The 19,594-nt window shown below is 61.4% G+C and carries 16 protein-coding genes; 8 read left to right on the plus strand and 8 right to left on the minus strand.

Annotation, left to right across the window (positions count from 1 at the left end; all coding sequences use genetic code 11):
* Nucleotides 1-5 precede the first annotated feature (5 nt).
* Both ABXH26_RS05835 and ABXH26_RS05840 read right to left on the minus strand, forming a co-directional pair.
* Entirely contained in the window at nucleotides 6-1,670 is a 1,665-nt protein-coding gene (locus ABXH26_RS05835) for a hypothetical protein (RefSeq protein ID WP_353566102.1), read from the minus strand.
* Nucleotides 1,667-2,425 carry a hypothetical protein gene (locus tag ABXH26_RS05840; protein WP_353566103.1) on the minus strand — a complete coding sequence of 253 codons (759 nt, stop codon included), beginning with the start codon at nucleotides 2,423-2,425 and terminating at the stop codon, nucleotides 1,667-1,669. The genes ABXH26_RS05835 and ABXH26_RS05840 overlap by 4 nt, the downstream gene beginning before the upstream one ends.
* Nucleotides 2,426-2,825: 400 nt before the next feature.
* Between ABXH26_RS05840 and ABXH26_RS05845 the strand changes: the two genes are divergently transcribed.
* The 6 genes from ABXH26_RS05845 (at nucleotide 2,826) to ABXH26_RS05870 (ending at nucleotide 9,525) form a co-directional block, all read left to right on the plus strand.
* Nucleotides 2,826-3,947 carry a sensor histidine kinase gene (locus ABXH26_RS05845; RefSeq protein WP_353566104.1) on the plus strand — a complete coding sequence of 374 codons (1,122 nt, stop codon included), beginning with the start codon at nucleotides 2,826-2,828 and terminating at the stop codon, nucleotides 3,945-3,947.
* Nucleotides 3,944-4,708, plus strand: coding sequence for a LytR/AlgR family response regulator transcription factor (locus tag ABXH26_RS05850; RefSeq protein WP_353566105.1), 765 nt, complete (start codon nucleotides 3,944-3,946; stop codon nucleotides 4,706-4,708). The genes ABXH26_RS05845 and ABXH26_RS05850 overlap by 4 nt, the downstream gene beginning before the upstream one ends.
* A gap of 677 nt (nucleotides 4,709-5,385) precedes the next feature.
* Nucleotides 5,386-6,132: an SDR family oxidoreductase gene (locus ABXH26_RS05855; protein WP_353566106.1), complete on the plus strand. Its 747-nt coding sequence runs from the start codon at nucleotides 5,386-5,388 to the stop codon at nucleotides 6,130-6,132.
* Nucleotides 6,129-6,617 (plus strand): cupin domain-containing protein, encoded by a 489-nt coding sequence (locus tag ABXH26_RS05860; protein ID WP_353566107.1) that lies wholly within the window; start codon nucleotides 6,129-6,131, stop codon nucleotides 6,615-6,617. Before ABXH26_RS05855 ends, ABXH26_RS05860 begins: the two co-directional genes overlap by 4 nt.
* Nucleotides 6,618-6,721: 104 nt before the next feature.
* Complete coding sequence (locus tag ABXH26_RS05865) at nucleotides 6,722-7,669, plus strand: ketopantoate reductase family protein (protein ID WP_353566108.1); 948 nt, start codon at nucleotides 6,722-6,724, stop codon at nucleotides 7,667-7,669.
* Nucleotides 7,670-8,103: 434 nt separating this feature from the next.
* Nucleotides 8,104-9,525: an aminotransferase-like domain-containing protein gene (locus ABXH26_RS05870; protein ID WP_353566109.1), complete on the plus strand. Its 1,422-nt coding sequence runs from the start codon at nucleotides 8,104-8,106 to the stop codon at nucleotides 9,523-9,525.
* A 357-nt stretch (nucleotides 9,526-9,882) separates the two neighbouring features.
* On the opposite strand, the gene ABXH26_RS05875 is transcribed toward ABXH26_RS05870, so the two are convergent.
* Both ABXH26_RS05875 and ABXH26_RS05880 read right to left on the minus strand, forming a co-directional pair.
* Complete coding sequence (locus ABXH26_RS05875; RefSeq protein WP_353566110.1) at nucleotides 9,883-10,845, minus strand: DMT family transporter; 963 nt, start codon at nucleotides 10,843-10,845, stop codon at nucleotides 9,883-9,885.
* On the minus strand, nucleotides 10,842-12,326 hold the full coding sequence (locus ABXH26_RS05880) for an aminotransferase-like domain-containing protein (protein ID WP_353566111.1): 1,485 nt from the start codon (nucleotides 12,324-12,326) through the stop codon (nucleotides 10,842-10,844). The genes ABXH26_RS05875 and ABXH26_RS05880 overlap by 4 nt, the downstream gene beginning before the upstream one ends.
* An 81-nt stretch (nucleotides 12,327-12,407) precedes the next feature.
* On the opposite strand from ABXH26_RS05880, the gene ABXH26_RS05885 reads away from it, so the two are divergent.
* Nucleotides 12,408-12,617, plus strand: a complete 210-nt coding sequence (locus ABXH26_RS05885; protein ID WP_353566112.1) for a hypothetical protein — start codon at nucleotides 12,408-12,410, stop codon at nucleotides 12,615-12,617.
* 193 nt (nucleotides 12,618-12,810) lie between these two features.
* Here the strand turns inward: ABXH26_RS05885 and ABXH26_RS05890 are convergent, their stop codons facing one another.
* A complete protein-coding gene (locus ABXH26_RS05890; RefSeq protein WP_353566113.1) occupies nucleotides 12,811-13,542 on the minus strand; it encodes an SIMPL domain-containing protein in 732 nt (243 codons plus the stop codon).
* A 250-nt stretch (nucleotides 13,543-13,792) separates the two neighbouring features.
* Between ABXH26_RS05890 and ABXH26_RS05895 the strand changes: the two genes are divergently transcribed.
* Nucleotides 13,793-14,911 (plus strand): metallophosphoesterase, encoded by a 1,119-nt coding sequence (locus ABXH26_RS05895; protein WP_353566114.1) that lies wholly within the window; start codon nucleotides 13,793-13,795, stop codon nucleotides 14,909-14,911.
* Nucleotides 14,912-15,080: 169 nt separating this feature from the next.
* Here the strand turns inward: ABXH26_RS05895 and ABXH26_RS05900 are convergent, their stop codons facing one another.
* The 3 genes from ABXH26_RS05900 to ABXH26_RS05910 are packed head-to-tail and all read right to left on the minus strand — an operon-like array spanning nucleotide 15,081 to nucleotide 19,496.
* Complete coding sequence (locus ABXH26_RS05900) at nucleotides 15,081-16,346, minus strand: hypothetical protein (RefSeq protein ID WP_353566115.1); 1,266 nt, start codon at nucleotides 16,344-16,346, stop codon at nucleotides 15,081-15,083.
* Nucleotides 16,343-16,951 (minus strand): RNA polymerase sigma factor, encoded by a 609-nt coding sequence (locus tag ABXH26_RS05905; RefSeq protein ID WP_353566116.1) that lies wholly within the window; start codon nucleotides 16,949-16,951, stop codon nucleotides 16,343-16,345. The genes ABXH26_RS05900 and ABXH26_RS05905 overlap by 4 nt, the downstream gene beginning before the upstream one ends.
* Before the next feature lie 58 nt (nucleotides 16,952-17,009).
* A complete protein-coding gene (locus ABXH26_RS05910; RefSeq protein WP_353566117.1) occupies nucleotides 17,010-19,496 on the minus strand; it encodes a hypothetical protein in 2,487 nt (828 codons plus the stop codon).
* Between the last annotated feature and the right edge of the window lie 98 nt (nucleotides 19,497-19,594).

Consider the following 19,594-nt stretch of genomic DNA (forward strand, 5'->3'; position numbering starts at 1 on the left):
GTCGGTTAGTCGAGAAGGATGTCGGCGTTTTCAGAGACGCGGCGGAACATGAACGTGCCGCCGACGGTGAGGGGCGCCTTGTTGAGGCCCTCGATGGACTCGGAGTAGGTTCCTCCGTAAACGGTGGTGCCCCAGCCGCGGATGTTGGCGCCGTTCGGCGGGGAGGAGGTGAAGGTGAAGCTCAGATGACGGGTGATGTCGTAGCTTTCCACGCCTGACGGAAGCGGAGCGGAGCGGGCATCGCGGTTATCGTGATCCGGATGATAGGTGTGGACGAAGGGATTGGTGGGATCGTTGAAGGGGATGGTGACGGTGTAGGAAAGCGTGGAACCGACCGCGAAGCTGCCGTCGCCGGAGATGACGCGATCGAGTGGCATTTGGCTGGAGACGAAACGGAGCGCGTCTGCCTTTTCAGATGCCAGCAGCGCCGATTCCCGGATGCAGATGCCGTCGAGCGCGCCTTCGCCATCGAGGGTCCCGACGAATACCTGGGACAGCAGGCGAGCGGTGCCGCCCCCATCGACGTGGACATTGAAACGCAGGGGAAACGCGCGCGAGGTGGTGCTGCCCGGGCTGCCGGCGACCGTGCTGGTGACGGAGGAAACATCGGCCTGCCCGACCCACAGGCCCGCCGGGGAGGTCACCTGGGCGCTGACCGGCAGCAGCACGTTGCTGAGCCCAGCGGAGTCGGTCACGCGGAGGAACGAGGCGAAAAGGTCGTCCGGCGAACTGCCGAGCTGGCTGCGATCGACGCCGAGTTCGACATGGATCCGGCTCGACGCAGGAATCGACAGCGAGAAGCCACCCTGCACCGGCACATCGCCCGGGGTGCCCGATTCATCGACGACCTGCCGGGTGAGCGGCACGCTTCCGGCGATGTCGGGCTGCCCCGCCGGGGCGGGCTCGGAGGCTTCCGGGGTGAACTGGAGAGTGATGGCGCTGGTGGTGCGGTTCATGACCCCCAGGGTGATCACGTTTCCCGTGCGGCCGAAGGCGATGCCCTGGTTGCCGGGCATTTCGAACTCCACCGGAGCGGTGAAGTCGCCTACGGTGGCGGCCTCGAACCAATAGGCGGTGTTGCGATCGAGCCGCTCGGAGGAGGCGGAGACTTGAAGGGGGTTTCCTGCGCCGAGTTCTCCGCCGATGTATTTGAAAATCTTTGCCGGCGAGGTGATCGCCGCCGGGAAGCTGGCGAAGTAGGACGCCATCAAGGGCGGGGTGGCAGTCCCGGCGGGAAACCCGATCAGATTTGCTCCGCTGATCAGCCACGTGGCCTCGGGCGGTTTCGGCTTTTGGGCGATGGCTACGGTGGTCATCGTAGCAGCATCGCCGCTGCAACGAACCAGATAGGCGGACTGGCCGAGCATGGAGGTGAGCATCTGTTCCTCCGGGTCGTCGCGGTTCCAGATCGTCCACTCGCTGCTGGTGGAGGTGGGGTCGGTGGGCGAGCCGGTGAAACCGACAGCGTCCGGGTTCGGGTTCCATCGCCAGACTTCGAGCACGTTCGGGTAGGCCGCGAACAGCTGGGCGGGGGTGGCGTGGGTCGCGTCGCCATGGAGCCAGATCGCGTTCCAGCCTCCTTTGAGGGTGTAGGTTTCCGTTTTCCACTGGGCGGCGGCCGGGGAAACGGCGGCCAGCGTTGCGATGAAGGCGTAGGTTCTGGCGTTCATCGGACTTTGAGGCGGTAGTAGGTGTTTTGCGAGGTCTCCGCCAAGGTGTAGAGCTGGATCACGCCGGTGAGGTCAGCACTCCAACCATTCTGGGGAAGAGGAGGATGGCTGGGATTGAAGTCGTCGGTTTCGTAATCCAGAGCAGCACGGGCGGAAGTGTTCGGATCGTCGGGGCCCTCGTGCGGATCAGCCGGATTGCTCAGATAAAGATCGGCCGGGAGCCAGGTCTGGAGGTCGCTGGATACCTCCAGAGAGTAGGTTTTACCATGGATCCCGTAGAACCCGAGACGGACGCTGTGGGGGAATCTGGCGGTGATCTGCAGGGTGAGATAATCGGTGGGATCGGTGGCGTAGGTGCCGGCGATGTATTCGTCCCAGTTGGAAACACCGTCGTGGTCGAAGTCGCCATTGCGGCCGATCAGTGAAAGGTCCCAGCCGTTCTCATCGGGGAGGAAACCGCCGGCGTAGAGTTGGCTTTGTTCCCACGCGTCGGGGATGCCGTCGCCATCCGAGTCGATGCCCAGCGTCAGGTCGAGCCGCACCCGCTCTCCGGGCCCCCCGACCGCATGCGGTGAAGCGGTCATTTCGATGGGATAGTGCACCACATCGTGCAGCACCACGCCGAGGGTGAAAGAGGTGCCCGTGCTGTTGGCGAGGGCGTTGTAGGTGCGGGTGCCGCTGCGCAACATGTCCATGCGCAGGCGGATCTGATAGTTGCGGTCGAGTTCGTCGCCGGCTTGGATCGGCTGACGCAAGAACTCGTTTCCGCTTTTGAAGAAAACGACGCTCGCACCCTCGACGCGCAATCGATTTCCACTCTCGTCCCGCACCATCCCGTACAAGGTGAAGAACGGTGCCGGAGGGAATGCAGAGGCGGCCAACGATAGGGAACCCCAGAGTGCGAGGGCAAGACCCGGGCGGAGGCGGATGGAGGTTGGCAGGCGATCGGACACGGTCAGGGAATCGGGCACGGCTGAACGGCCATTTTGAGGATGAGCCGGGAAACACACGCTTCATTGAACGAAACGGGCCGGATATTTCACCAATCGGGATATTTCGGTTTGCTTTCGTTGCTCGGAACGAAGGATAAGCTTTGGAATCCGTCCGCCGGATGCCGCAAATCATGCTCAACTCCTCCACACCATGCCTCTGAGGATGAACGCCGTTCAAGGAATGGCGTCGATCCCCTTGGAGGAGGCGGCGGATGGTCGGACCGCCAGGCGGTGGTTTTGGAGCTTGCAGTTGGCGGGGTGGTTCAGCGTCGCCGCGTTATCGAGCTTTCCCTTGATCCAGCTGTTCAGTTTGCCGGCCACCGGATTGATCCTGGTGCTGCGCACCGGCTCCGGGCTGATGGTGACCCTGGCGATGAGGTGGTTTTACCAACGCATCGGTTGGCGGCACTGGCCCTTGTGGCAACTGGGTCTGATGGTGTTGCTGCTGAGCCTGTTGCTGGGCGGGATCGATTCGGTGATGACGCAGCGCTTGGCGGGCAGCCTGATCCGGAAACTGCCGGCCACTCAGTTCCACGATTTCATCCTGAAGACGGGCATCCTGTTGCGGGCGAGCTTGTTGGTGATTTGGAGCCTTTTGTATTTCGGGATCAAACTCCGCCTGGAGATTGGTCAGACGCGCTTGCTCGCCGCGCAGAGCGAAGCCGCCGCAAGGACCAGTGAATTGAAGCAACTGCGCGCGCAGGTAAATCCGCATTTTCTCTTCAATGCCCTCAACTCGATCCTTGCGGAGAAGCAGGATCCGGATGCCGTGGAGGCGATCACCCAGGAGCTGGCGGAGTTTCTCCGGTTCTCCCTGCGGACGACCAGCGACTTTCAGGAGCTGGGAGATGAACTCGATGCCCTCCAACATTATCTCCGGGTGGAGAAGGCGAGGTTCGAGGAGAAGTTACACTATGACATCGAGGCCGATGGAGGCGCAAGACAGGTGCGTGTCCCGGTGGCCGTGGTGCAGCCGCTGGTGGAGAATGCCATGAAGTATGGCAGGCAGACGAGTCTCACGCCGCTCCGCATCCGGATCGGCGCGCGGGTGGATGGTGAGGCGAAGGCTCTGCGACTGGATGTGGCCAACAGCGGTCGCTGGATGGAGTTTGACCCGCAGCGGTCCCATGGGATCGGGATTTCCAACCTCCGGCGGAGGCTGGAGCTGCTCTATGGCGGGCGGGCGGACCTGAGACATCGCGAGGAAGCCGGCTGGGTCCATGTCGAAGTGGCGGTCCCGCTCGATCACGGAACGCCGCACCCCCAGGGAGGAGACATCCTATGAATCCGCTTCGTGCCTTGTTGGTGGATGACGAGAGGCTGGCTCGGAAGCGTCTCGCGACCTTGCTGGAACGCCACCCGGTCATCCGGGTTGCTGGCGAAGCCGATGGGATGGCGGACGCCGCGGCGAAAATGCAGGAGTTGCAGCCCGACGTGGTTTTCCTCGATATCGAGATGCCGCCGGGGAACGGCCTGGACCTGATCCTCAAGCAGTCCGGGAAAGAAGCGACCAAGCCATCGGTCGTCTTCGTCACCGCCTACGATCATTTTGCCGTCCAAGCCTTCGATGTCTGTGCGGTCGATTATCTTCTCAAGCCGGTCCACCCGGACCGCCTGGCGATGACCGTGCAGCGCCTGGAGCAGGCGGTCCAAGGGGTGCCGGAGATGGCGCAGGAAGGCTGGACCTTGGACAGCCAGGTGGAGTTGGGGGATCGGCAGACGCGGCGTCTGGTTCCGATCAAGGATATCGTGGCGATCCATGCGCTGGGAGCCTATACCAGGGTCTCGTTGCGAGAGGATAACTCCCTGGTGGTGCTCCGCGGCATGGCGGATTGGGAGCGGGCTCTGCCGGCGGAGGCGTTTGCCAGGATCGACCGGTCATCGATCATCCACACCAAGCTCCTCAGGAAGATCGAAAGGAAGTCGAGGAACGAGTCGCTGCTCAGCTTCGAGGGGATGACGCAGCGGTTGTCCATCGGCCGTGCCGCCACCTCACGGCTGCGCAAGGTGATCGCCGGCGACATGCCGCCGGGTTTGAAAGAATAGGCAGGGCTGTTGGCCCGTTTCACGAACCTCTACCCACCGAAGCAGAGCGGCGCCAAACGAAGAAGGGGTTACGGACTGCCGTAACCCCTTGAAAAGAGAGTGGTGCTCGAGGGGGGACTCGCACCCCTCCCTTCGCGGCAAAGTTCAGGGCATTCGCGGGGGCCGGTTCTATTTCAGTCCGAAGTGGCAGGTTCAGTTGCCTTCAGGAGAATGGGCGGAAGTAGCCGGACAGGTTCAGCAGGTCGCCTTCGACGGTAGAACTTACCTTGCAGACGACGGTCGAGCGGGGCTTCCCGCCACCCGGCTTGAAAATCAGAACACTAAAGACGCTTCCGGACGAAAGCTTCTCGCAACCTTCGCCTCGGCTGCTGCCCGGCTTACTCAAGATCGGAGCCGGACCGTAATGGGAGACCGGATCCCAGCCTCGGTGAAAAACATCCTCCTCGAGGGAAGCAGAGACCTTATCGATCAAAAAATGGACTCGCTGGCTCCGGAGAAAGAAGAAACGCCAAGCGGGGTGACCTACCTCCTTCCGGTAATACTGTACCGGGTCCGCAAATGAGGAGCTGCACCTGTTCGTCGTCGTCCTGCCTTGGGATGCTCCAAGGCGAGCGCAGCACCACGTTCACGAAAATGGTGACCGACAGCTGAGCCTGCCCGATCTTTCTTCTCCGGGAATGAAACCAATTCTTTTGATAACAGGTGGCGCCAGTGGCATTGGTGCAGCGACGGCAGCCTTGGCGGCGTCGCGTGGGTACGCGGTGTGCATCAATTACCGGCATAGCCAGGAGGCTGCCGGCAAGCTTGTTTCACGTATCAACCTCTGCGGGGGAATGGCGATGGCCGTTCAAGGCGATGTTGGCAGCGAGAGTGACGTGGAGCGAATCTTTGAGACCGTGGATCACGAATGGGGAACCCTTTTGGGCTTGGTCAACAACGCCGGAACCCTGGAGAAGCAAGGTCGGGTTGACGAGTTTAATGGACCCCGCCTTGAGAGGGTTTTCAGAACCAATGTCCTGGGGACCTTTTTTTGTTCCCGTCAGGCCGTGAAGCGAATGTCGACGAAGCATGGCGGGCGGGGAGGGGCGATCGTCAATGTCTCGTCAGCAGCAGCCCGGCTTGGCGCTGCGGGTGAATACGTCGATTACGCTGCCTCCAAGGGAGCGGTGGACACTCTCACCATTGGGCTGGCTGCGGAGGTCGCAGCCGAGGGAATCCGAGTGAACGCCGTCCGCCCGGCGTTCATTGACACGAATATCCATGCAGCGGGCGGCGAGCCAAACAGGATCGAGCGGTTGCGGGATATCATCCCGATGAGGCGCGGGGGGAGGCCAGACGAAGTCGCGGCGGCCGTGCTTTGGCTTTTGTCGTCTGAAGCGTCCTACACTACAGGTTCATTCGTAGATATCGCCGGCGGGAAATGAAAGCAAATATGAGGATCTCAAATATCGATACCATTGAGGAAAAGGTGCGGGTGTCGCCACGCGGACGCTACCAGATCTTTCGCAAATCGCTCAGTCTTGCGGTGGGAGGCATCAAGGATGTCGGCGATTGGGGAGGCGGGCACCCCTTCGATGTCGAGCTCGCCCGCATTCCTCCCGGGAAGGCGAACTTTCCGCTGCATTACCATGCTGCCCAGTCCGAATTCTATTTGGTGTTGTCGGGAACGGGTGTGCTTCATGAGGGTGGTGCTTCGCGGTCCATCATTCCAGGGGCCGTGATCTTCGCTGCTCCCGGGGATACTCATCAGCTGGAAAACAATGGGGTGGAGGATCTCGTCTACCTTGTGGTTGCCGACAATCCCCGCTCAGACATTTGTACCTATCCCGATAGCGGAAAGGTGTACCTCAAGCCGCTCGGAATCTGCTTGGACAATAAGGCCACCGATTATTATGGTGAGGACGACTGAATGGATCTTCGAGCCTTGCACGACAATCAGCGTGGGTGTCGCCGGATGGCTGGACGTCAAGCGGCACCTTGGTAGGTCACCGAAGTTTCTTACCTGGCATTGCCATGAGTAGAATCGACGGCTCTGCTTCACAAAGCGAGGCGATCCATATTTTGGGAGGCGGTGCGATCGGTGCGCCTTTTTCCGTCTTTTTGTCGCGCGCGGGAACGCAAGTCCGTTTGGTGCGAACAAGCAGAGGCGATTTCCATCCCCGTTCGGACGAGATCACGGTGGATACCCCATTCGAGAGGGTGTCAGCGACGGTCGAGACCGTGTCGGTTGCGAGCTTGCCTGCTCGGATTGGGCTCGTCGTGGTGGCATGCAAAGCCTACGCAAATCCTTCCCTCGCGAAGGTGCTTCGATCGCGGGTTGTGAAGGGCCCAATCATTCTACTCCAAAATGGACTGGGAGTGGAGAAACCATTCATCGAGGCCGGTTTCCCCAGTGTCCAGCGCGCAGTTGTATACGCTACAAGCCAGGCTAAAGGCCAGGATCGGTTCTCCTTTCGGATGATTCGGGAATCGCCACTGGGGATCGTCGCAGGTTCGGAAAGGGCACTCCTGGCATCGGTCGCGACCTTATCCACGCCGTTCATGCCCTTCCGTTCCGAACCTGACATCACCCCTGAGGTTTGGAGGAAGACGATCATCAATTCCGTGTTCAATTCGATTTGCACAATTATGGAGGAGGACAACGGCCTTTTCTGCCGAAATGTAGCTGCTCGGGAGGTTGCGGAAGCCGTGGTTGGGGAATGCGTTCGATTGGCAGCGGTTCGCGGCGTGACGCTGGCGGAAGAAGAGATCATGGACTCCATCCTTTCGATCAGCGGCCGTTCCACGCAATTGATCTCGACGCTTCAGGATGTGCGGGCGGGCAGACCGACCGAGATGAGGTTCCTGAACGAGGAACTCGCTCGCCTAGCCGGGTGCAACCCGCGGGTGGATATGAAGGCCACCTCCTTGCTTGCTAAACTCGTGGAGGCCAAAGTGGGCGAGCGTTCGAGCGTCGATTGATCGTCTGCCCGTTTTCCACAGCACGAGCTCGTGAAGAGGATTGTCGTTGATCCGCATTTTCCGAGCCCTTCGCGGGAGCGCGTTGGCCTCCCCGATTTGTGGCCGTACGCAGCCTTTCACCGCCGGTCCAACGTGCCGTGATCTCACAGCCGTGAGGGGTTTCAAAATAGACCCTTGCCGCGTGGGTCAATCGCGAGGCTCCATCGCTCAGGCTTCGTGCAATTTTGGTCTGGAATTCTATTCGGGAAACAGAGCGGGCGAGCTGGGAGCGGATCTTCATTGAGTAACCCTCCCATCGCCGCCAAAAAGAGAACAGACACAGGAGAATGCTTGTCGGAAGGTACAGTTGAAAATTGAGGTTCTGTGCTGGTCGGTCAACCTTGCATCTGTCACTAGTGCCAGCGCGGCGTTTCCATTGAACCTTCGTCGCACCTATGAGCGATCCACTTTACCAGGAACTTGCGGATCGGATTGGCGGGCTCATCCGAGGCGGGACCTTCGCTTCTGGGAGCCGGCTGCCTTCGGTGCGGCGGCTGAGCCGCGAACAGCGTGTCAGCATCACCACCGTGCTGGAAGCCTACGGAAGGTTGGAGGACCAAGGAGTGATCGAGTCACGGCCCCGGTCGGGATACTTTGTCAAACCTCCGCAGATTTTGAACGGAGAACTGCCGCGTCCAGCGAAGTCCATCCGAGGGCCGGTCGCCGTCGAGTCTCCCGAGATCTTCAAAGCGGTCATGGAGGCAGTGGCCGATCCCAAGGTGGTTCCGTTTGGGGCTGCGGTGCCGGGGGACGAGATCGTCCCCTCAAGGCGTCTGTCATCCATCAGCAACGCCGTCGCACGGCGTTATGGGCCAGCCGCTTTCCGATACACGATGCCACCTGGCAGGCGCGAACTGAGAACGGCGATTTCTCGACGATTGCTAATAGCTGGCGTACAGGCGGATCCGGACCAAATCGTAACAACTCAGGGCGCTACCGAGGCGCTATCGCTGGCGCTTCGTGCGACCACCCGCCCAGGGGATGTGGTTGCCGTCGAGGCTCCTACTTTTTTCGGGATTCTGCACTTGGCGCAGGACCTGAACTTAAAGGTGGTGGAGGTCCCCATGGACGCACAAGAAGGTATCGATCTCGATGCGCTTGAGAAGATCTCGGATCGCCACCGCATCAAGGTCTGCATCGTCCAACCCAATTTTCAAAATCCCTTGGGCTCGTGTATGAGCGATCAGGCAAAGCGCCGGCTAGTTGGACTAGCAGGCAAACAGGATTTCATCGTGATCGAGGACGATCTTTATGGTGACCTCTGTCACTCTGGACCGCGTCCGAGAGCATTGGCGCACTTTGATAATGAAAACCGGGTCGTCCTCTGCAGTTCCGTTTCCAAAAACTTGGCACCCGGGCTACGGGTGGGGTGGATCGTGCCGGGAAGATTCCTGGAACAGGTGAAGCGACTAAAGACCGTACATTACCTGTCCACCGCTACTCACTCAGAGCTTGTTGTGGCGGAGTATCTCTCGGGCGGAGGGGCGGAACGACATCTACGGCGAATTTCAGCGCTATTCTCGGAGCGTTGTATCCGGATGCGCGAAGCGGTGATCGAAGCTTTTCCTGATGGCACGCGGGTCAACCAACCTCGCGGAGGATTCGTGCTGTGGGTGGAGATGCCCGAAGACTACGATGCGGAAAAGCTCGCTGCCAAAGCCTTGGAGAAGGGAATCAGTCTGATCCCCGGCTCCATTTTTTCGGCGACCTGTCGATTGAAGCACTGTCTCCGCCTGAATTGCGGCTTTCCTTGGAACGATCGAGCGGCAAAGGCAGTCAAGACTCTTGGGAGTATTGCCAGGAGTTGCGGTCCCTAAAGTGGGAGGAAGCCAATGATTATATTAGGCAAGGAGGTCCGAAATGGTTGAAAAAATGGTTTTTGACCCCCCAAGAAGCGAGCAGATCGGCGATTCTGGTTTTGTGCAGGTGATCCTGCTGAACGCTCGTCTCTTGCGTGTCCGTGCCCAAGCACGCGAGGTTAAAGAGGGTCGAGATGCTTCTGTGATGACTGTGGGTTGACGGCCTTGATTCCCTTGAGCGATTCAAGGACCACCCGCGCCTTAAACTCGGCGCTGTGGGTTCTTCTCTCCGTTTCGCGGTTGTTTCGATTGGCTGCGTCACCCTATACCTACCACATCACAACAAGGTCCCTGGCTCCGTTTGGCCAGACTACTTCATCCGGACGGTCGCGAGGGGGAGGAGGCCTGGCTTGACTGCTTTGAACGCGAAACGGGTTCCGAGTCGGGTGACTGCGAAGGTCGCTTTGGTGTCACTCCGTGCGTTTCACTGCGGCCGAGAGCGATGAAGGCAGCGACCAGCGCGGCACAGGCAATGGGTTGCCAGCCGAAGCGTTCACCGAGGAAGACCATTGCAAAGAGAAAGGTGAAGAAGGGTTGGAGTAACTGGAGTTGCCCGACCTTGGCAACGCCGCCAAGGGCGAGTCCGTGATACCAGGCGAACATGCCGAGGAAGGAGCTGCCCAGCGCCAGCCAGGCAAAGCCGGCCCACGCAGCAGGGGTGGCGTGCAGGCCGTGTCGGAATGCGAGGAAGGCGGTGGGACCGATGAGCAGTGGGAACCCGAGCACCAGCGTCCAGCACATGACCTGCCAGCCGCCGAGTTCACGGGAAAGCCGGCCACCTTCGGCATAGGCGATCGCGGCGCAGGCGACGGCCGCAAGGAGAGCAGCATCCGCCGGCGTCGCCTTTCCTCCCGCCTCGCTCAGGGCAAAAGCGAGAACGGTGGCGCTGCCCGCCCCGCTCCAGATCCAGAAGCGCGGGGAAGGGGATTCGGCCGCACGGAAGAATGCGGCGCAGGCGGTGGCGAGGGGAAGGATACCCAGCACCACGCCTCCATGGGAGGCATCCACCCGCTGCATCGCCCACGCTATCAAAACCGGGAAGCCGACCAGAACACCGGATACCACAATGAAGAGCCGTTTCCATTGATCCGGCCGAGGTCGGGGTTGGCGGGTGAGAATCAACAGGGTGGCGGCGGGGATGGCAGCGACAACGGCACGCCCCAATCCGACTAGCATCGGATCCAGCGAGCCGACCGCCAGGCGGGTTGCCGGCAGGGTGAAACCGAAGATCGTGACACCTGCGAGTCCCGACCACCATCCATGTCGTGCCGCATTCACGAGCGATGATGGCGGGCCAGTTTACCGAGTGTGGCGATGGCTTCCAAGGTGCGCGTGCCGAAAGCGAAACCGCAGGCGAGACGGAAACAGTGGTTCAGTCCGGCGGTGGCGGAGAAAATCGGCCCCGGGGAAATGCCGATCCCTTTGCGCAAGGCCGCGGCGGTGTAGCTGCGCGCGTCGAAGCCCGCGGGCATTTCCAACCACAGCACGAATCCGCCGGCGGGTTGATTCACACGGGCATCCTCTGGGAAATGGCTCAAGACCGCCTCGCGGGTTTGCGCGCATTGTTCCGCGTAGAGCCTCCGAATGCGCCGCAGGTGGCGGTCGTAGCCGCCTGCATCCAGAAAACGGGCGATCACGAATTCGGAAAGAGTCCCGTTCCACGGGCATTGGATACCTTTCAGCCGCCGGACTTCGGCATGCCACTTTCCCGGTAACAGCCAGCCGACGCGAAGACCAGGAGCAATGGTCTTCGACGCCGACCCACAATGGATCACCCGATCGCTGTGGAGCGCGATCGACGAAGGGCGGGTGCCGTCATGGGCCAGGTCGCCATACACGTCGTCTTCGATGATGGCGAAGCCGTGTTGTTCCGCGAGGGCGGACAAGGCCTTTTTCCGGGACTCAGGCATGAGACTCCCGATCGGGTTCTGGAAATGTGGCTGCACCACGCAGGCGGCGATACGGTGCTTCTTCAAGGCAACTTCGAGGGCTTCGACGACGAGTCCGCTGCGGGGATCGACAGGAATTTCGATGACGCGCAGACCAAGGTCGCGGATCAGATTCAGGGTGCCGAAGTAGGAGGGAGCTTCCACTGCAATCAGATCTCCCGGTTCGGCGGTGGCCCGCAGCGCGAGCATCAGGCCTTCGGTCGCGCCCTGCGTGGTGATGATTTCGTCCGGTGCGACTGTTAGGCCGAGATTGTAGAGGCGGCGGGAAAGAGCCGCGCGCAGCTCCCATCGACCCTGCGGAGGCGTGTAGCTCAGCGCCTCCAGGCCGTGGCGACGTATGATCTCGCGGCTGATGGATGCGAGACGGGTTTCCGGCACAATGCCCTTTCCGGGCGCCGCCGTCGCGAAGGATACGGCACCTTGGCCGCTCGCGTGATCGATGACGGTCTCAAACAGCGTGCCATGAGTCACTTTCAGCGGGCTGGATGGACGGGTGCCGGTGGTGGGAAAGCGATCCGGGGAAATGACCGGAGGTGAGACGTAGTAGCCGGAGCGGGCGCGCGCCTGGAGGTAGCCTTCGTCCTCAAGGCACCGATAGGCTTCCATGGCCGTGGTGATGCTCACTCCATGCTCGCGGCTCGTGCGCCGGATGGAGGGAAAACGGGACCCGGGCGGAAAGGTGCCAGCGCGAATGAGTCCGGCGAGCGTGCTGGAGAGTTTGCGGTACAGCGGTGTGGCGGCGGGCATCGAAGTCGAGCGTGCGGGGTTGTCCGCGGCCTTCCAGATACAGCGGGAATCAAAAAAGCCCATGACAGATTGTGTGCCGCTGTGAATCGGGGCGATCTGTACCTTTCCGGAGGCGAGGGGAATGGCAGGCTTCCGGCACCCCGCATGATCATTTTCATCAAGTTACTCACCGTCCTCTTCCTCTTCGGTTGGATCGTCTTCGGTGGCTGGCTGGTCACGAAGTATGGAGCGCTTTTCGGCCCCAATCCCGAACACGCCGATGAGTCCCCGGGTGCGCGCAGCTTCGGTATCGCCCACATCGCGGCGGTGTGGGTCGGGTTCTTCGCGCTGGGCATCTGGTCCCTCTTCCGTTGAAACGGCGGAGGCGGGCAGGTCGTCGAGGAGCGGTAGGAGGACGGCGACCCGGAGGTTCGAGTGGGGCGTAATGCCTGATCGACCCCCCTTTGATTCTCAGCTCGTCCTGATGACCCGGTCCGACATATCTTTGGCGCGCTCCTTTGAGGCCTTCTGCTGATTTCAAACCATACCGGCTGGGGGGACACCCTGCTCATTCGAGCTCGAAACTCACATAAACGGTGACTTTGGTACTTAGCGCGCCCGGGATCATCGTTCCCGAGGATCGGTCGATGATGGGTGCTGAGTCGAATGACATCGAATTGTTTGTAAAGGCGCGATTGGGCAATTCTCCCTCCGAGTGCTCGTTGATCGTCAGGACCCGGCCGACCTTCGCGCCCACCGCTTCCGCCATCCCGGAGGCCTTTTCTTTCGCAATGCCCATGGCTTTCAACCGCGCCTCGGCGCGAAGGTCCTGCATTTTCGAGGACTCGAACTGAAAGTTCGCCTCGATTTCCGCGCTGGAAACAAGGGCATCGAGGTACTCGTCGAAGCGCGTTAGGTCCTGCTGTCGAATGACCACCTGGCGACTGACCCGGAAATATTTGAAGTCACCGCGTTCTCCATGCGCGCCGCGCTCGTATTCGCGTTCGATGTTCAGATGGCCTGTCTCGAGATTCCCGGCATCGATTTCCAGCGTCTCTTGTAGCGCCAGCACTGCAGAGATCTTACCATCGTTGCTTTCCTTGGCCGTCGCGAGATGCGGATTCTCGTCAACCAGACGGATGTTCCAAACGATTTCGTCCGGAGGAGTCTTGAACTCCACCGTGCCGGTGACGGAGATCCGACGTTGCATCCCCGCCTCCTTGTCCTGCGCCCGCAGGGGATCGATCGAAGCAGAGAGGAGTAAGGCGGCAAAAACAACATGCGGGATGAGGCTCATCATCCGGTGATTTCAGCATGCTGGAGCCCGTTGGTGCGTAAAACGTCGGTAAAAAGTGGTGTCGGGGCCGGCAGGCAAGTCACCGACTCAAATGGGCCTCCGGCGGCGCTCCGTTCGGTTATGGAGCTGATTCTGAATGCTTTCGGATCGCACTGCCGGAACCTAGAAGGATGGTCTTGCGACTACCATGTAGGTCTCGATCCAGCTTTGGGACGTCGACGGCTACCTGATCGCAGTTGGCGAGATCCTTTTCATGGTCGTCTCCGCCATGCTCTGCGGCATGAATGGTTTCTCCGAGATCGAGCACTTCTGTGAAAAGCAGACCGGCGGCAATTTCCCGATGGAGCCGCTCGTATCCCCCAAGCGAATTGCCGAATCCATGCCAGCCCATCCAGCCACCTCCCGCCGCGACTTCCTCAAGACCACCCTGTTGTTCAGTTCCGGCCTGCTTGCGGGGGCAGCTTCGGGGAACCTCGAAGCGGCTGCTGGAATGGGGGAGGCAGGCCTCCATGTCCTCGCCCTGGGTGACTTCGGGACCAACAATGCCAAGCAACGAGCGGTGGCGGATGCTATGGTGGGCCTGGTGAAGGAAAGCCGCATGTCGCCCGCCGCCGTTCTCGCGCTGGGAGACAATTTCTACGGCCACCTTTCACCCGAAACCATTCCGACGCGTTTCGGCGGCTACTACCCGAAGGCGTCCCTCGATTGCCCGTTCTACGCCGTTCTCGGCAACCATGACTACGGTCCCGGTTACGATTCAAAACAAGGCCGGGCGAAGGCGGACATGGAGCTGGGTCACTCCGTTCGCAACCCGGGGTCGCGGTGGAAAATGCCGGCCAAGTGGTATTCCCGCGAACTCGGTCCGGTGAACGATCCGTTGGTGAAGATTCTGTTTCTCGACGGGAACTACTTCGAAGGTGCGCTGACACCTCAGGAAAAGATCGCCCAACGGCGGTGGCTCGCCGCCGAGCTGAAGCGGCCCACTAAGGCGAAATGGATCTGGATCGCGTCCCACTATCCGCTGTTCTCCCACGCCAAGCCGGATCGGGACCGGGAGCGCCGGAGGCTGCGCGAGGAATGGAAGAATGCCCTCGGCGATCCCCGCGTCTCCCTCTGCTTCGCCGGCCACGATCACACCCTCCAGCATCTGCGTGCCGAAGGGTATGCGCAGGATTTTATCGTCTCAGGAGGCGGTGGTGCGAGCCGTCACGATGTCGCCGAAGCCGGAAAGGATTTTTCGATGAAGACCCGTGGTTTCAACCACATCCATGTCACCGAAGAGAAACTGACGGTGCGCTTCATCAATCCGGAGGGCCGGCTCCTGCATGCTTTCGAAAGGGATCGGAAAGGATCGATGAAGGTGTTGTCCTGAAACTGAGGGGGAACGCCCGGGCCCGATCGGCAAGCCTATGAGCTGACGAATGGACTTTGACCGGTGGCGGTCTCGTATTTGCCGCGTCCGCGCCTCTGGCCTCCGATTCATTCACAGCACCTGAGCTGAAATCGATTCCATCAACCGGAGGAGGGAACCCGGTTGCAGGTCAATCTCCGCTCTCCAGAACCGTTCCCAGCAGGGTTCCGTCGTCGGTGCGCACCTCGATCTCCAGGTTCGTGTTTCCTGCGCCGACATTCGGAGCCATGCCCATGTTTCCGATAGGCTCCATGCCAAACCCCGAATTGACGAGAATCGTTCCGCTTCCGGTGAACATCGATTCGGCCAGTGGCTGCTCGTTGGTGCTGCCATCCGGCAGGGTCCAGACCAGCCATGTCGTCTGGCCTTCGGACGGTGGATTGATTCCCTCGATTACCGCATCCACCGTGCCGTCTTCCGGCTTCTCGATCAGAAAGCCACCGGGTTCCGTCTGTGTGACCTTTTGGGTTTGAGCGGCTCCAGCGCCAGGATGGAATCCATCCAGATCATCTCCCGCATCGGCGAGCCGTCCGATGAAGCCACGCTGATCGGGATCGGGAAACCAGATCATATCGCTCGCCGGGTCGTAGTAGGTGCCGTCGTCCGATTGCCAGAGGCCGAACTCCTCCCACGAGGTTTCAGGAAAATGCCGGTGGCGGACGATCATGTCACTATCCGCAGGAATCACCCCCTCAATCGGCCATCCGCGTTCGATCACCAATGAGGCGGGATCACCGGGCGCTCCTGTTTCCGCCTCCAAGGACGAGCGCAGTGCATCGACCAACAGCTTTCGGAGATGCTCCCGGGATTCCTCGGAATTCCTGCCCGCGCTTCCGGGGCGAGACAGTTTCCTGACCTTCGGAAGGTGATCTTTTCCGTTAGCGCTTTCCACGATCTCCCTGAGACGCGTGATTTCTTCCCGGAGTCGGCGTTCCTCATGGGGACGACGAGGTCTGTCCAGTCTCGTGGGTGAGGTGCGGATCTGATTCTCCCGTGTATCGGGAACCGCTTCCGGAAGGTCCACCGACTCCCCGATCGCGGGCGTCATCATGGAAGACTCCCGTGAGGACGTGAAATACCATGTGCAGGCGAGAGCGATGGACGCCGCCCAGCCGGCCACGGCGGCAAGCCTCCACGGCCGGGAAATCTCTGCCTGCCCGCGAACCGGTGGGGATGGTGGAGGCAGTTTGTCCATGATCCGTCCGAGGGTCCCGGGAGGGGCGGCGCTCAAGCGTGAGGACGCCAGCCACACATTGATGGCCGTTTCCCTGGCAGCGTCCGCTTCGTCGAGAAGATCGCCGTTCCTCGCGAATTTCGGGTCCGTTCGCGAAGCGTCAGCCTGCGGCAAGAGATCCAGCGCCCGCATCAGGGCGTCTTCACGATCCGATTTTTTCATGGTGTTCCTCCTTTTGGGTTCTCCATCAGTTTGCGCAGTTTCTTCATCGCGCGAAACAGCCGGGTTTTGGCGGTGGCCACCGGCACTTTCCAGCGGACCGCCTGCTCGTCGATCGTGGCGGGATCGAACAAGGCCGTCCTCACGATCCCCGCTTCGTCTTCGGAAAGTCCTCGAAGCGCCGATTCCACCCGGCGGACGGTGTCCCTGAAGAGCAGATCCTCGACACCGCCGTGGGACGCGGGCACTCCGAGTTCGGGGATGGCGCTTTCGTCCGCCCACACCGGCGCGCGGCGGCGGCGCTTGCGAAGCATGTCCAGGCAAATGCCGCGCAGGATCATGCCCGCCCAGGTGAAGCCCCGGGATCGGGCGGGATCGTATTCCCCCGCCTTCTTCCAGATTCTCAGGAAGCAATCCTGCAGCGCCTCGTCGGCCGCGCCTTCGTCGCCGAGGAGATGGGCCGCCATGCTGAAAAGCCGGTCCCCCCACATCCGGTAGAGTTGTTCCAATGCGTTGCCATCTCCGCCTGCGATGCGCTCGAGCAGCCAAGTGCCGTCCCAAAGCAGGGAGGGAGGGTCGGTCGAGGAATGGCAAGCTGATTCAGGCATGTCTTCTCCCTTCCTCATCGTCCTTTCCAACTGCCTTGGTCGAGCGGCATGCATCAGATTAACGAACTTCGGCCCGTAGCCGGAAGAACAGCCTCCGTTGATCCGCTCTTGGAAGGGAAACGCTGATCCGGATCACATCACCGACCTCCGGGCCGGAGGTGAGAAGCGCGTTGGTTTCATCGGCTGTCTCCCAACCTACCAGATCGTCACTGAATTCCACTTCGTGGGTCGAGTCGAGGGCCTCAAGACTGACCGGATAACTGAAGACCGCCATCTCGCCCCCGACATCAACCCGCGCCCCTTCGGATGCCTGGCGAGGATCGGAGCCGAAAAGGAACTCCAGCGCGTTGACGACCCCGTCGCCATCGTCGTCGTCTTCCGGACCACTTTCGCCAAGCTCCATGGCGATGGCCCATGAGTCATAGGCGGTGAGGGGTTCGCCCGAGGGAGGAGACACGCCGCCCGCCTCCAGACGGGCGAGCCCGTCCCTCGCATGGCCATCGACGAGATTGAAAGAGCCTCCCACCCACAGCTTCGAGGTGCCGGGATGATACGCCCAGTCGGATGGAATGACGGCCCTGTCCCAGCTCGCGGGATCGAAGTTCTCAAGCCCGCTGCTTCCCGCAATCCTCCAAGTGCCCGCGTCCCTCCGCACCCGGAACTTCCACTCCGGGGCGGCGAACGCTTCGTCGATCGACCCGTCCGGCAACATGCGGCGGATCCGCCAGCCGACGCCGACCCAATTCGCCGCCAGATAGAGCCTGCCTTCGTCTCCTTCCGTCGCATGGAGGACACCCTGACCTCCCGTCAGCGGCGGTGCGGCGAAGCCGGCCACCCATCTGTCATCCCGCCACCACCTCAGACGTTGTCGTGCCGGATCCGACGAGCGGGTTTCCGTGAAAAGGACGCCACCCTGCCATTCGCAGACCGGGTTGAGTTCCGCTGACCCTCCGAGTTGGCGAAGCTGCGTGCCGTCGGCCCCATGGATCACCGGTCCCACGACACATCCGCCCGCCGACAAGGGGAGCACCGTCCGCCCGAGCCGGGATATTGAGGAGGGAAGTCGTGCCTGCACCGTCCCCGTGGCATCCATGAAAAACACGGTTTCCATCGGAACCTCCGCCTCGCTCCTTCTCACGGCGATCAGCCCGCCCCCGGGTTGGGCGAAAACTTGGGTGAACCGGCCGCCCCAAAGTTGTGTGCCTTCTTCGGCGTCGAAGGTTTCATCGAGCCCTCCGCCAGAACCCAGCTTGACGAGATTCGATACGCTTCCACCCGGCAAGTTCACCGGATACCCGGTCACCACATAGACCGCCCCCTCGGAAAACGCGGCGGAAACGGGGAAGGCGGCCCGCGGGTCGGCCACAAACCCCGGATCGACGGACCCGTCGCCATTCATTATGACGAGATCCCGCGCCGCCGCTCCCTCAAACGACGAGAAACGCCCCTCGACCAACAGCCTGCCGTCCGTCAGAGCTTGGATCGAGCGCACCTGTCCCGGCGCGGTCGGATTGGACACATGCCAATCCGGATCGGGCTGCCCGTCCGCCAGCAAACGGCGCGTGCCGTCCACCAGCCATTTGCCGTCCGGCAAGGCAATCACCGACCGCGCCCGGCCAGGACCGACAAAAGACGTGTCCGTCGTATCCGTGCCGGTGAAACGCTGCAAACGTCCGTCGCGCCCCACCGACACCACCGCCCCGGTCGCATCCTCCGCCCAGGTGAAGGGTCGGCCGCGGGGGAACACGAAGCTCATCCTCCGGGTGGATGCCGCTTCGTCGTCATGCCAGTCGATGGTCCGGGTTTCAGCCGAATCGTAGAAAAGGGAAAACCTTCTGTCGCGTCCGGTTACCACCCGGAAACCGTCGGCGGCGGGAGACAACGAGGGCCGGGCGTAATGATTGACCTCCACAGGGCTGACCATTTCATCGAAAGAGCCGTCATCCGCGATCCGGAAAATCACGTTGGCCTTGTCCCCGCCATACCAGCTGGCCAAAAGGAGCGGGGAGGAATCTCCCCCCATCACCCACGCCCCGCCTCCCGTCGCGGGTATAAGCTGGAGAGGCTGGTCCGGCCAATCGGCCGACGGCTGGAACGAAGGATCGATCGCACCGTCCGAACGGTCGCGGATCTCCGCGAAACGCTGTCCGCCCCCGGTCCGGATCACCCACAAACGGTCACCGGCCACGAACTGGGGAACGATCCGCTGACCCTCCGGCAACGCGGTAGGGAAAGGAACGAGAGTTCCGTTCGCCTGCCGTTTCAACCATCCGTCGGCCTCGTCGGGAAGCAACCACTCGCCATGGCCCAGTGAAAACCAGTCCCGGGATGCGCTGGTCGAAATGCCGTCGACGAACGCCAGATTACCCAGCGGCTCCAGGAGCCCGGGAACCGGTTCGCCGGACACCTCGCCATCGGGACCGAGCAGGATCCGGTCGCCCACCGGCATGTCGTCGATGTGATCGAATCCCTCCCACGAACTGCCGAGAAGCACACTCCCGTCCGGCAACACCCGCACCGAACCGGGCGGAATCGCATTTCTCACGATCGGGGCGAAGGAAGGATCCGGATCTCCAGGGGCGGCCTGACACCAGAGGGGAACCAGCGAAATTCCCGCGATTCCCAAGCGTTTAACGAATCTCA

It is taken from the genome of Haloferula sargassicola (assembly GCF_040362925.1).
Taxonomy (GTDB): domain Bacteria; phylum Verrucomicrobiota; class Verrucomicrobiia; order Verrucomicrobiales; family Akkermansiaceae; genus Haloferula; species Haloferula sargassicola.